The 13,299-nt window shown below is 40.5% G+C and carries 10 protein-coding genes; 4 read left to right on the forward strand and 6 right to left on the reverse strand.

Features of this window, described 5'->3' with window-relative positions; genetic code table 11:
- Positions 1 to 63 precede the first annotated feature (63 nt).
- Positions 64 to 1,815 (forward strand): exodeoxyribonuclease V subunit alpha, encoded by a 1,752-nt coding sequence (recD, locus tag MKL36_RS01505; RefSeq protein WP_021511374.1) that lies wholly within the window; start codon positions 64 to 66, stop codon positions 1,813 to 1,815.
- Between the two features lie 716 nt (positions 1,816 to 2,531).
- Here recD and MKL36_RS01510 read toward each other — a convergent pair.
- Positions 2,532 to 3,830 (reverse strand): EstA family serine hydrolase, encoded by a 1,299-nt coding sequence (locus tag MKL36_RS01510; protein WP_021511373.1) that lies wholly within the window; start codon positions 3,828 to 3,830, stop codon positions 2,532 to 2,534.
- A 212-nt stretch (positions 3,831 to 4,042) separates the two neighbouring features.
- Here MKL36_RS01510 and rpsO point away from each other — a divergent pair, with 212 nt between their 5' ends.
- The 3 genes from rpsO to MKL36_RS01525 all read left to right on the forward strand — a co-directional run bounded on the left by rpsO (position 4,043) and on the right by MKL36_RS01525 (position 7,953).
- Positions 4,043 to 4,312, forward strand: coding sequence for a 30S ribosomal protein S15 (rpsO, locus tag MKL36_RS01515; RefSeq protein WP_001229357.1), 270 nt, complete (start codon positions 4,043 to 4,045; stop codon positions 4,310 to 4,312).
- 257 nt (positions 4,313 to 4,569) lie between these two features.
- Positions 4,570 to 6,657 carry a polyribonucleotide nucleotidyltransferase gene (gene pnp, locus MKL36_RS01520; protein ID WP_001985790.1) on the forward strand — a complete coding sequence of 696 codons (2,088 nt, stop codon included), beginning with the start codon at positions 4,570 to 4,572 and terminating at the stop codon, positions 6,655 to 6,657.
- Positions 6,658 to 6,741: 84 nt separating this feature from the next.
- The gene (locus tag MKL36_RS01525; protein ID WP_021511372.1) at positions 6,742 to 7,953 is read left to right on the forward strand and encodes a magnesium transporter CorA family protein; all 1,212 of its coding nucleotides are present in this window, start codon (positions 6,742 to 6,744) and stop codon (positions 7,951 to 7,953) included.
- A gap of 246 nt (positions 7,954 to 8,199) precedes the next feature.
- Here the strand turns inward: MKL36_RS01525 and MKL36_RS01530 are convergent, their stop codons facing one another.
- The 5 genes from MKL36_RS01530 to MKL36_RS01550 form a co-directional block, all read right to left on the reverse strand.
- The gene (locus tag MKL36_RS01530; protein WP_000207459.1) at positions 8,200 to 8,529 is read right to left on the reverse strand and encodes a chaperone modulator CbpM; all 330 of its coding nucleotides are present in this window, start codon (positions 8,527 to 8,529) and stop codon (positions 8,200 to 8,202) included.
- A gap of 11 nt (positions 8,530 to 8,540) precedes the next feature.
- Complete coding sequence (locus MKL36_RS01535) at positions 8,541 to 9,497, reverse strand: DnaJ C-terminal domain-containing protein (protein ID WP_005133265.1); 957 nt, start codon at positions 9,495 to 9,497, stop codon at positions 8,541 to 8,543.
- A 149-nt stretch (positions 9,498 to 9,646) separates the two neighbouring features.
- A complete protein-coding gene (locus tag MKL36_RS01540) occupies positions 9,647 to 10,258 on the reverse strand; it encodes a LysE family translocator (RefSeq protein ID WP_001105725.1) in 612 nt (203 codons plus the stop codon).
- 137 nt (positions 10,259 to 10,395) lie between these two features.
- Complete coding sequence (gene hslO / locus MKL36_RS01545) at positions 10,396 to 11,271, reverse strand: Hsp33 family molecular chaperone HslO (RefSeq protein WP_001281765.1); 876 nt, start codon at positions 11,269 to 11,271, stop codon at positions 10,396 to 10,398.
- 165 nt (positions 11,272 to 11,436) lie between these two features.
- A complete protein-coding gene (locus MKL36_RS01550; protein ID WP_021511371.1) occupies positions 11,437 to 13,278 on the reverse strand; it encodes a monovalent cation:proton antiporter-2 (CPA2) family protein in 1,842 nt (613 codons plus the stop codon).
- Positions 13,279 to 13,299 lie beyond the last annotated feature (21 nt).

Genomic DNA, 13,299 nt, shown 5'->3' on the forward strand with positions numbered 1-13,299 from the left:
GGTGTGGATAAGCCTGTCTATAACCATGTGGACAAGCGTGTGGAAAACTAGGTGGATAAGTGTGTGGACAATCTAAATAGCCCTGAACAAAGCGATTTAAGCTGGTTAATGACTTGGAGTACCTTTCTAAATCAAGCCCCGTTTACTGCACAGACACAAGCTCCAGAGGCAGCTTGTTTTTTGCAGCAGCTGATTGAAGCGAGCTTGCAGGGTGACAGTTGTATTGAGATTAGCCCAGAGCAAATAGAAACACTTGGCCAACTGGTGATATCTGCTGAACAAGCAAAGTCTCAAGTTGCCCCTTGTGTCCACGACGGGCAGGGGTTGGCATTATACCGATATTGGAACCTAGAGCAACGTCTAGCTGAGCAAATTCGCCGATTAAAGCAACAACCAATTCAACCTGTTTCATGTGAAGAGCATTTAGACTTATTAACAGATCCTCATCAGCAAGCTGCTTTGCAAATGGTGACTCGGCAGAGCTTAAGTATTATTACAGGTGGGCCGGGTACAGGTAAGACCTATACGCTCGCTCGTATTATTGCTGTGCTTAGTCAGGCAATTCCACATATTCGTGTGGCGATGGCTGCTCCGACGGGTAAAGCTGCACAGCGTATGCAAGAAGCCTTACAAAACTCGTTTAATGATCCCAAACTGCTTGAGTCGGGGCTAATGAGTGATGAGCTAAGAAACCAAAGTACCCAAACTATCCATCGATTATTAGGTATGGGGCATAGTCAAACTCCACGCTTTAATCAAAAACAGCCTTTGCCTTATGACGTTATTGTGGTGGATGAGGCCTCTATGCTGGATTTAAATCTGGCAACTTTATTATTTGAAGCGGTTCCTGAGTCTTGTCGAATTATTTTATTAGGCGATGCCAACCAGCTTGCTTCCGTAGACGTTGGAGCGGTACTTGCAGATTTACAGCAAATCGAGGCGTTGTCTGAAAACCATGTTCACCTTCAAACCAGCCGTCGTTTTGCAGAGGGTGCTTTGATTGGTCAGGTTGCTCGATTTATTCAAATGCAAACCAGTCAAATCAACCATGAGCAAGTTTTACAACAGTTTGAAATTGATATTGTTCAGGTTTCAGAGCTACGTTCAATACCTTTAGAAGCTGATATGCCCGATGTGGTTCAGCTTGAATACTTACCCGAAGAGTCACCTATAGCGCTAGAAACTTACTACCAAAAATTGATGGTGGGTTTTCAAGGCTATGTGCAAAGCTTAAAAGCTTATATACAAGATGATCGTTCACTTGAACATATTGAAAATATCGTTAAGTCATTCGATGACTACCGTATTTTAACTGCCGTACGTCATGGGCCATTTGGTTTACAGCAACTTAATCAATATGCCGAACGCTGGTTACAACAACAGCTAGGTATTGTGACTTTAGGAGGATGGTATGTTGGCCGTCCGGTTATGATGACTTATAACGATTACCAACTCGGCATTTCAAATGGTGACATTGGTTTATGTTTTGAACATAGAACCCAGCCGCAACAGTTTGAAGTGTATTTCCCAAGTTTAAATAAGTGGGTTGCTGCAAATCGGCTACCTAAAAGTATTCAAAGTGCATTTGCCTTAACAATTCACAAATCACAAGGTTCTGAATTTACCCATACAGCTGTTGTTCTTGATCAGGCTGCCAAGAATTTGTTAAGCCAAGAGTTGATCTACACTGCGATTACACGAGCCAAAAAAGTAGTGAGTTTATTGGTCGATCCAGAGGCGTTACTTCAATCTTTTACAGTTCGCACGACAAGAAAAAGCGGTTTAGTTGAAAAAGTTAATCGGTTAGTTCGTTAAGCCAAACTTAATATTTTTACCCTTGTAAGAAAAAGCTTACATGGATTCGAGATATTTGCTGCTAGAGAACCCACCCTGTTTTTGAGATTATAAACGCACAACGAGCTTGGCAAGGAATGTCGGGCAAAATCGCACAATAATAATAACTTAAGTCGAGAGACTGCGAACTTACAATGATGTAGGTGAATAAAGAGGAAACTTACAGCCGCTAAGCCTTGTAGTTTTGGGAGAGACTACAGGGCTTTTTTATATTTAAGTCTTAACCCCACCAAAATATCTGCATAAATCTTTAGATGGCTTACCCTATTTCTTGCTTATATTATCAATTATTTAACTCAATAATTTTTAATATATTTATTTGTAATATGATTCTTAAATAAGCATTTTTTGCGTGAATTGTTAAGTTAAATGTTATACAGAACCGTATGTTATTTAGCATTTACAGATAAACGATAAATATTAGACAGACCTGTACGTTTTCGCTTACATGATGATAAGAAAAATACTACTTTTCTTCATAATTGGATATGACAAAATACATCCCATAAGGAAATAGAACTAAAACAACGGAAGTGAGTAAAACGAGAAGAAGGATGTGGAAAGCATCTCACACATAACAATAAGAACAGCGATAAACACGATAAACAACAACTACAGCGCCAAAAACCCAAGCAGAAATGCTTGGGTTTTTTATTTTGTCGCTGGGTTGATTTTAGCTATACCAGATCGGTTTCATGCGAATCACTACCAAATAGTGAACGGCGTTGATCTCTAGGAATTCGTGGACATTGAGTCGAAATTTGATAAAGCAGATTAGCTAGGGCAGGAAGGTGGGTACCGACCACAGATTTGCCAGTAGTTAACAAAGAAACGCTGATATCACGTTCTGGGTCGGCCCAACACAAAATATTGGAAAAACCGAGGTGACCAAAAGCTTGTCCAGTCATTGGACCAAATAAGCCTACCGGATTACTGCCTAGCATTGGTCCTAAGGCATAGCGCATCGGTATTAATAAAGTTCGGTCAATGTTAACTCCTGTGGTAGGGAGTGTTGCTCTAAAAATTGTTTTCTCGCTTAAAATTTGTTTGCCTTGGTAGCTTCCCCCACTTAAAAGCATTTCAAAGAAGCGTCCAGCTTGTTCTGCACTGGTATAAATATTACCGGCGGGACAGATGGTATCCATAAAACGGCTATCATTAGTGACATCTACAGCGAGTTGTAAGCCTCCACCTAGTACATGATTGAGATAATGATCCGTTCCTAAACGAGGATGCAAACCTGTTGCACAATTAAGAGCAACTTCAGCACGATATTCTGGTTTTAAGCCATAGTTAAAATAGGGCATATCCATCGGTTTCTCGATAGTCTCATGCACAAATTGGCGAAGGTCTTGTCCTGTAACGCGTTCAATAATTTCTCCTAAGATATAACCTGCCGTTACTGCATGATAGGCAAGGTGATTTCCCGCTGGAGAAACAGGTCTTGCTGCGTATAAGCGCCTTAAAATTTCATCTTTATCAAAAAGCAGTTCAGGTGTGACATCTCCATCAACATAAGGAATGCCTCCACGATGAGATAATAAATGAAAGATTGTCGCACGGCGCTTTCCGTTCACCCCATACTCGGGAATATAATAGCTCACGGGGTCAAGTAAGTTGATTTCGCCCTTTTCATCTAAAAGATGAATTAACATGGCAGTAATCATTTTGGATGCTGAAAATAGACAAACGGGAGTATCCGGCGTTGCGATGAGGGCATCCTTTTGCAAACCAGCCGGCGAGTTTCCTTGAGCATAGCCAATGCTTCGATTTAATAAAATTTTCCCCTGTCGACGTAAGCAAAAAGTAATGAGCGGATAGTTTCCGGTTTTATAGAGTGACTCAATACTTTTCCAGATTTTTTGAACTTGCTGTTCACTCATTCCACCTAGTTCGGCAGGTACTTCATCTTCGTGATGAATGACCGATTCAAGGTCATTCGGTACCGGACAGGTATTGGTCGAAAATATTTTCACACGTCCCTCGCGTTTCTTTCTTTTTATTCAAGGCCAAGTGTGCAGGGTTAAGAAGCTGATGTCAGTGTCTAAAATGACAGGTAACAGAAAACAATTTTGCAATCCATATATAGATACCTTAAAATAGGCAACTTGCTGTAGTGATGCACGGCAGTCAGTTGCGCTCAACTGATTCATATCATTTTATTTTTTAAGCATCTCGGAGAAATCGAATGGCTTTAACTAATGCAGACCGCGCAGAGATCATTGCTAAATTTGCTCGCGCTGAAAACGACACTGGTTCACCAGAAGTACAAGTAGCTTTATTGACTGCTCAAATCAATGATTTACAAGGTCACTTCAAAGCTCACAAACACGACCACCACAGCCGTCGCGGTTTGATCCGTATGGTTAACCAACGTCGTAAATTGCTTGACTACTTAAATGGTAAAGACCACGAGCGTTACACTGCTTTGATCGGTGCTTTAGGTCTACGTCGTTAATTCGATTTTGCTTTGTTTTCGGTTTATCGCATGTTGCTATGCTTTGTTTCTGAAAAGAAAGTTTCGTCTAATAAACCATTAGGCGATTTATAGAAGGGGCGCTTGTGCGCTCCTTCTTTGCGTTTAATATTATTTAAAATTTTTGGTCTAGTGTGATGGCTTCTAAGCTTTGTCATTTACCTACCGATAGTTGTAGCCTGAATGCCAAACCTTAGGGGTCTCACTAGAATAAAATTAGGAAAATACAATACATGTCAATGTTTAACATCGTTCGTAAAGAATTCCAATTCGGTCAGCATCAAGTCGTTTTAGAAACGGGTCGCGTTGCACGTCAAGCAAATACAGTTTTAATCACAATGGGTGGTGTAACTGTATTGGTAGCAGTAGTTGCTGCTCCAACAGCAAAAGCTGGTCAGGATTTCTTCCCTTTAACAGTTAACTATCAAGAAAAACAATATGCAGCAGGTCGTATCCCTGGTGGATATGGTAAGCGTGAAGGTCGTGCTTCAGAAGCTGAAACTTTAATTTCACGTCTTATTGACCGTCCAATTCGTCCATTGTTCCCAGAAGGTTACTACAACGAAATTCAGGTAACTGCAACTGTGGTTTCTTCTGACAAAACGATGGAAGCTGATATTGCAGCAATGTTAGGTACTTCTGCTGCGTTGGCAATTGCAGGTACTCCATTCCGTGGTCCAATCGGTGCAGCACGTGTTGGTTTAATCAACGGCGAATATGTTTTAAACCCGAATTTTGAGCAAATGGCTCAGTCTGACCTTGACCTTGTGGTTGCTGGTACAGAGTCTGCTGTATTGATGGTTGAGTCTGAAGCAAAAGAACTTTCAGAAGACCAAATGTTAGGTGCGGTTCTTTTTGGTCATGACGAAATGCAAATTGCAATTCAAGCGATCAATGAATTTGCAGCTGCTGCTGGTGCGAAACCATCTGACTGGGTTGCTCCTGCACACAACGAAGAATTACGTGCAAAATTAAAAGAAGCATTTGAAGCAAAAATTTCAGAAGCTTATACCATTGCAGTAAAACAAGATCGTTATGCAGCATTAGATGCACTTCATGCTGAAGCTGTTGCTCAATTCGTTCCTGAAGAAGATGTAGACGGTATTGCTGACGAAGTAGACTACTTATTTGAAGATCTTAAATACCGTACTGTACGTGACAACATTTTATCTGGTAAACCACGTATTGATGGCCGTGACACCAAAACTGTTCGTGCGTTAGACGTACAAGTGGGCGTACTTGAGCGTGCACATGGTTCTGCATTATTTACACGTGGTGAAACTCAGGCGTTGGTAACAACGACTTTGGGTAATACTCGTGATGCATTAATGGTTGATACTCTTGCTGGTACTAAAACTGACAACTTCATGTTGCACTACAACTTCCCTGCTTACTCAGTAGGTGAAACAGGCCGTGAATCTGGTCCTAAGCGTCGTGAAATTGGTCATGGTCGTTTAGCGCGTCGTGGTGTTCAAGCAGTTCTTCCTGCAGCTGACCGCTTCCCGTACGTTATTCGTATTGTATCTGACATTACTGAATCTAACGGTTCATCTTCAATGGCTTCTGTGTGTGGTGCGTCATTATCACTTATGGATGCAGGTGTTCCACTTAAAGCACCAGTTGCTGGTATCGCAATGGGCTTAGTGAAGGAAGGCGAGCGTTTCGCAGTACTTTCTGACATTTTAGGTGACGAAGACCACCTTGGTGACATGGACTTTAAAGTAGCAGGTTCTGCAAACGGTATTACTGCACTTCAAATGGACATCAAGATTGAAGGTATTACTGAAGAAATTATGGAAGTTGCATTAAACCAAGCATTTGCTGGCCGTATGCATATCCTTAATGAAATGAACAAAGTAATTTCACGTGCTCGTCCTGAAATTTCAATGCACGCTCCAACATTCGAAGTGATTACAATTAATCCGGATAAAATCCGTGATGTTATTGGTAAAGGTGGTGCAACAATCCGTCAAATCACTGAAGAAACTAAAGCTGCTATCGATATTGAAGATAACGGTACAGTTCGCGTATTTGGTGAAACTAAAGCTGCTGCTAAAGCTGCAATTGCGAAAATTCAAGCGATTACTGCTGAAGTTGAACCAGGTAAGATCTACGACGGTAAAGTAATTCGTATTGTAGAATTCGGTGCATTTGTAAACATCATGCCGGGTACTGATGGTCTTCTTCATATTTCGCAAATCTCTAATGAGCGTATTGCGAACGTAACTGATGTTCTTAAAGAAGGTCAGGAAGTAAAAGTACAGGTTCAAGACGTTGATAACCGTGGTCGTATCAAATTGACTATGAAAGATATTGAGCAAGCATAATTGCTTAACACACTAAAAAAGTCCGCTTGATGCGGGCTTTTTTTATGGCATGATGCAAGTAATACACCAATAGATCGACATGGTATGCAGGTTTATTATTTTTATCGTCATCAAAATGACGGCTATGTTTTTTTAAGCCGTGAAAAGCACACTGAACATATTCTCGAGTTTTTCTGGATTGATAGTGTGAGATCGGATGTTGTGAGCCAGAATGAAGAATGGCAACAAAAAATTCAGCAACTTGCAGATGTATCCATTAATGAGTTTCATATGCGAGATATTGCGAATATTGAACATCCTTGTGCATTTGATACGCTTGAAGAATACGACCTGCTTATTTTTAGAAAACTCGTAACGCCGGATGATGAAATTAAAAATGGCGAATCACATGAGAGTGTATTTGGTTTAGCCACCACACCAATCACTTTTATTTTTACGCCTAAAGTACTCATTAGCGTACGTGAGCAGGGCAACAAGTCGATTGAAAATTATATTCAGCGACTTGAAAATATTTTATGTAAAACTCTCGAAGAGCAAAATAAAACCCGTAAGCTGCCTAATTCACCTGTAGATCTGTGTTTACGTCTGCTCAATAGTATGGTGGATGGTTACCTTGATATTCGTTCACCTTTGACCAGAAGGGTCGAACATTGGCAACAACAGCTATTACAAGGGAATCGGCGGTTTAAACAGTGGCATCAATTGTTTCATGAAAATATGGCCTTTCAGCAGGTCGAAAATTTATGTGAAGAACAAATTGAAACCTTACAAGAGTTTCGTGATGAAATTGTAGAAAACTATCATCATGTTATTGGTGAGAAGACGCATAGTTCTCAAGACCTTTTATTAGTGCGTCTAAATGATTTAATGAGTCATGTTGAACGTATTCAAAAACATACCTTGCGTTTACGTAGTGCGATTCAATCGGCAATAGATTTGCATTTCTCGGCAATTGCTAACCAGACCAATGAGAACATGCGTATTCTTGCCATTATTACTGCTGTGTTTGCGCCTCTCACACTTTTAACGGGTATTTATGGAATGAACTTTGAATTTATTCCGGGGCTTAAATCACCAGTAGGTTTTTGGATTATGCTCGGGGTTATGCTGCTAAGTACCATTTTATTGCTCTACTATTTTTATAGACAGCATTTGGTGGGGCGTGGTGAAAAAAGTGTGATTGATTTACTGGCGCAGCAGCATCGCCAAGATCGTATGAATTTGTTTTGGTTTTTGGAATATGAACCGATTAAGCAGACTTTGAAGGAAGTGGAGAAGATTACTCGGTTGAAGTAAATTTTTATTTCTGCACGACGGGGTCTTGCTGACTTGTTATTTAATATAGTCATGAACCTTCGGTTCGACCTACTTTTGTTTCGGCAAAAGTAGGCAAAACCATTACCATCTGCAAAACCTGTTCAATACCTATTTTTAAATAACAGTATTACAAAACCATTATCTGATTGATACCACGCAGGTTGCAGATGGCTTTCCCGACTATCAGATTTCAACTAGGGTTTTATGCTGTATTAATGCTATTCATCAATGAAAATGCTTCAACTGTTTTCTAAGTTGTTGCACTTCATCAATCAAATCTAACATCACCGCAACAGCTGCAAGGCTTGCATCAAAGTCACGTTGCAAACGATATGCTTTACGAGCGCGGATAACATCTTCACCCATAAACTGATGTTTTTCAGGTGGTGTATCAATCGCTAAAATATCGTACTCAATGAGCTGGAGAATCCAGTCTGGGCTTTGACCACAGGCTTGAGCAAACTGTTGCAAGTCAAATGTACATTGTTCATCAACGACTTCAGCACTAAAGGTGTGGCCGTCACATACAATTTCTCGATAATGGATGGTTGTCATGATCTTGCTCCCTAATGAGATGAACGAGGTTCGAATGAAGCAAAGGCTTCTGCCAATTGCTGATAGGCTTCTTTTTCTTTTTCAGAATGCGCCGGTGGGAATACAATATTTAAAATTAAATAAAGATGGCCTGGCGTTTTATTTGGTATCCCTTTGTCTTTTAAACGTAGCTGTTGTCCTTGTTTTGCATTTTTAGGTAAATTGACGTGTAAAGGTCCCGCAGGCGTTTTTACTTCAATGCCTTGCCCTAATACGGCTTCCCATGGGGCTACGTCTACAGTCAAATATACATCACTGCCTTCGACATGCACACGATCTGTATCTTTATATTGAATCTCGATATAAAGATCGCCGTTGGCACCACCATTAATACCACTTTGTCCTTGTCCACTTAGGCGAATTTGCTGACCTTCTTTCATGCCTTTAGGTATTTTTACCTGTAAGGTTTTTCGTTGAACCTCTGGCTCACCATAGGCATTAATGGTTGGAATTTGCAGGGTGATGTGTTGTGTTGATCCATGGTAAGCAATATCAAGATCGACCTCTATGCTGGCATGCTGGTCTTCACCTCGATAACTACGTTGTTGTCTTTGATATTGCTGTTGTCCACCGCCAAAGCCTGCACCAAAGCGTCCAAATAAGTCTTCAAAGCCACTAAAGTCTGCTTGCTCACCGCCCGTAAAACCTTGACGATAAAATCTGGCACCATCGAAACCACCTTGAGCTGCCCCTTGACCAAAACCATTAAAACCTTGTGGGTGGTCTAACATTTGGTCGTATTCAGCTTTTTTCTCAGGGTTGCTTAGGGTGTCGTAGGCAACATTAATTGCCTGCATCTTTTCTTCTGCATCTTTTTCTTTGCTGATGTCGGGATGATATTTACGAGCTAATTTCCGATACGCTTTTTTAATTTCATCAGCTGAGGCTTCTCGTTTAACCCCTAATTCTTCATAATAATTTTTGGCCATAATGTTTTATCACGATGGTGTTGTTTATTTCATTATGAAACGATTTTTAAAGCTTTCAATGAGCTAGATTGTATAAGAGTTGTTCTCGTGCGAAATAGGGCGAGCAAAATAAAAGAGACATAGAGAGGTGAGGGCTATCCTCTCATTGTTTAAATGAATGTCTGATATAAACCGTAAACGGCAATAACTAACAGTAATAGACCACATAAACCGAGGATCTTCGGGTATAAATGGCTGTTCGAGAGGCGGCGGAAAAATATATAGACTAGAGATAGCGTTAAAAAGTCTAAAACTATCCATGTCAGCGTAAGAATAGTTAGACTTAAATCTAGATGAGGTGAAATAGAAACAAATTGCGGAAAGAAAGCTGAAAAGAAAATAATATCTTTAGGGTTTGAAATACCCACTAAAAAGCCTTTTTTAAAACCGCCATTTTGAGCAGAAACGGTTTGAATTGCTTCAGGATGAGGAGCTTGAATGACTTCTTTGAGAATACTAAAACCCAAATAACCAATATATAGGCAGCCTAAAACACGAATAATATTTAAATAATTTTCATTAATACCCAATACGCCTTTAAGTACGAGTACTGAAATAAAAATTAAAACGAGAGAGGCAAGGTTTGTACCAAAAATGGTTTCCAGTGCTTTTTTATAACCACCTTTAAGTCCGGCACTTGCCACTAAAATCATGACAGGACCAGGAGTCGCAATCATAATAATGACACTAAAAATAAAGAGAAAATAATCAAAATAATTCATGAGATATAAGCATCTTATTTATTGGGTTATCAAGTAAGCTCATATTAACTGATTTAAAATAACATGCTGAAAATTATCATCAAAAAATTATAGATAAATAAAAAGGCGGATTGCCCGCCTTTTTATGAAGTAGGTGATTAACTCAAATGTTCACCAAACAGACCCAGTGCCTCTTCAGCAGTGAACTCATAACGGGTGTTACAGAACTGGCAATCCATTTGAATCGGGTTTTGTGCTTCCAATGTTTCATGAACAGCATCAACACCAATTTGAATGAGGGCTTTGGCACAGCGTTCTTTAGAACAAGTACAACCAAATTTTAAGTGTTCAACTTCTGGTAAACGTACTTCTTCTTCGTTATAAAGACGATACAAAATCTCATTTGCTGAAAGCTCTGTCAGTTCTTCTGACTTAAGCGTTTCAGTTAGCATGGTTAAACGTGGCCATAAATCTTCATCAACCAGTTTTTGCTCTTCCTCATCATGACGAGGTAATAACTGAATGAGCAAACCACCTGAGCGCTGTGCGGTGCTTGCCAGTACAATTCGGGTTGGAATTTGTGCAGACAAGTCATAGTACTGCATTAAACAGCCTGCTAAATTTGCTTGATCAAGAGGTACAATCCCTTGATAACGCTCACCATGCTCAGGTTCGATGTTAATAAATAAAACAGGGTTAACCAAAGCCGCTAAAACAGTGCTGCTATCTGTTGCTTCACCAAAACGTGGATCTGTTTCGTAGTCTGCTAAAGCACGAACTTCGCCTAAATGGTTACATTCTGCCATAGCCCATTTGAAAGAGCCGTTAGCCTGGATTTGCAAGCTGATACGACCTTTGATTTTTAAAGTACTCGCAAGTAATGCTGTAGCGCTCAACATCTCGCCTAATAGAATTTGAACCGCAGGCATGTAGTCGCGTTGAGCTAAAATAGTTTTTAATGCTTCTTCTAGATGAACCACTTCACCGCGAACAGGAAAGTCCTCTATATAAAAGCGTTGGCGTAAATCAGACATAATATTCTCCAGGGCCCTAAGCAGATTATAACAATTTCGGTTTAATCAGGCTTAGGGAATGCAGCGAAGCTGCAAGCAGGACAACGGCAACTCTTGTACCGATTGTCGCAATCATTTAGGCAATGTGAATAAGTCCTTAATATAGCCATTTTGCGAAATCTCAAGTTATTCTTCGTGATCTCGTGTAATGTCGATACGATTTGGTTGTAAATGACGCTTTAAGTTAACGTCGTGCTTCGATGTGGCTTGTTGTGCATCGCTTTCAAATAGGTGTTCAAGCTCTGCCAGAGCATTACGATGGGTTTCAAAAACCTTTTGTTCATCGGTATAAATGCTTTGCTGCTGTATGAGTAATTTCTCATCATAATCCCGAAAGATTTCGATATTGTTATAAGCTTGTTCATCGGAAATACCGAGTTCGCGTAAAGCACGATAAGCCATACCTAATGATGATAAATAGGTTTCACGCCAAATATGTTCAACACCTAAGTCTCTTAATAGGTGCACATGGTGGCGGTCACGGGCACGAGCCAGTAATTTTAGGTTTGGATAGTTCAATCTAAGATGACGTGCGACATTCATAGAGTCTTCGACATCATCAATTGCTAAAATAAATACTTTCGCTTTTTCAATCCCTGCTGAGCGAAGTAAGTCAGGCTGGGTGACATCACCATAATAGAGCTTACCGCCGTAACGTCGAACAAAGTCCACTTGATGAAGATTGTTATCGATAGCAGTAAATCCTAAGTGCTGTAAGCGGGCAATACGCGCAATAATTTGTCCAAAGCGCCCAAAACCAGCAATGATAATTGGGTTATCTTGCTGAGGAATCTCATCATATTCAGGTGGCAATTCTTTATGAAAAAGGGGAATGATCTTACAGGCCATGATCCAGTAAATCACTGGGGTAAGGACCATTGATAAGGTCACAATCAACGTGACAGGCTCTAATAAGGCATCCGTTAAAATCTTTTCACTTTTTGCTAGGCTCAAAATTACAAAAGCGAATTCACCGCCTTGAGCCAAGCAAGTCCCGAGTAACAAGCTATTGTTCCAACTGTACTTTTTATAGCGGGCAATGGCAGTTAAAACGAGGGTTTTGATGACGAGTAGGCCGATTGCTCCACCAATAATGAGCCAAGGCATTTCAATCAGTAACGACAATTGTGTCGTCATGCCTACGGTCATAAAGAATAAGCCAAGTAATAGCCCTTTAAACGGGGCAATACTCGCTTCAAGCTCATGACGGAATTCTGAGTCGGCTAAAAGAACCCCGGTAAGGAAAGCACCTAATGTTGTGCTAATGCCTAAAGTGTCCATCAGTAACACAACGGCAAGAATAATAAATAACCCTACAGCCGTAATCAGTTCAGTCGCACCACTCTTGGCGACAAAACGGAAAAATGGGCGCATGACATAACGGCTAAATAGGAACAAACCAGTAAACGTCGCGATGATGGCTGCAAAATAAGCAATACCATGATGGGTAGATTCGGTTCCTGCCAGAAGAGGAATCACCGCAAGTAATGGAATTGCTGCAATGTCTTGGAAAAGCAAGATTGAAAAAGATTGCTGACCATAGGTGGTATTGAGCTGTTGTTTCTCAGTCAGAAGCTGTAATACAAAGGCCGTAGAAGACAGCGCAAGCGCAAAACCAATCACAAAGCTGGCAGCAAGGTGTTGTTGAAATAGCAGCAATACGGTGAGCATAAGAATTATACCCGTAATCACGACCTGTAAACTTCCCATCACAAATATAGAGTCACGCATTTCCCACAAACGTTGTGGGCGGAGCTCTAGACCAATCAGGAACATAAGTAAAATGACCCCAAATTCAGCCAACTCCATAATGGCCTCAGGGTCATGGGCAATATTTAACACACTCGGGCCAAGAATTATGCCCGTAAATAAATAACCTAAAACTGTTGCAATCCCTAGGCGTTTGCCCAAAGGGACTAAAATCAGAGATGCTCCAAGAAAAATAGTTGCTTGCAGTAGGAATGACATTCATTGCCCCGAATGTATTGA

Source organism: Acinetobacter sp. AOR12_HL, from assembly GCF_027855275.1.
Taxonomy (GTDB): domain Bacteria; phylum Pseudomonadota; class Gammaproteobacteria; order Pseudomonadales; family Moraxellaceae; genus Acinetobacter; species Acinetobacter baumannii.

Bases quoted from the DNA above. Each gene is read 5' to 3' on its own strand.
- rpsO (WP_001229357.1), top strand. From the start codon at position 4,043: ATGGCTTTAACTAATGCAGACCGCGCAGAGATCATTGCTAAATTTGCT.
- pnp (WP_001985790.1), top strand. From the start codon at position 4,570: ATGTTTAACATCGTTCGTAAAGAATTCCAATTCGGTCAGCATCAAGTC.
- MKL36_RS01525 (WP_021511372.1), top strand. From the start codon at position 6,742: ATGCAGGTTTATTATTTTTATCGTCATCAAAATGACGGCTATGTTTTT.
- MKL36_RS01530 (WP_000207459.1), bottom strand. From the start codon at position 8,529: ATGACAACCATCCATTATCGAGAAATTGTATGTGACGGCCACACCTTT.
- MKL36_RS01535 (WP_005133265.1), bottom strand. From the start codon at position 9,497: ATGGCCAAAAATTATTATGAAGAATTAGGGGTTAAACGAGAAGCCTCA.
- MKL36_RS01540 (WP_001105725.1), bottom strand. From the start codon at position 10,258: ATGAATTATTTTGATTATTTTCTCTTTATTTTTAGTGTCATTATTATG.
- hslO (WP_001281765.1), bottom strand. From the start codon at position 11,271: ATGTCTGATTTACGCCAACGCTTTTATATAGAGGACTTTCCTGTTCGC.
- MKL36_RS01550 (WP_021511371.1), bottom strand. From the start codon at position 13,278: ATGTCATTCCTACTGCAAGCAACTATTTTTCTTGGAGCATCTCTGATT.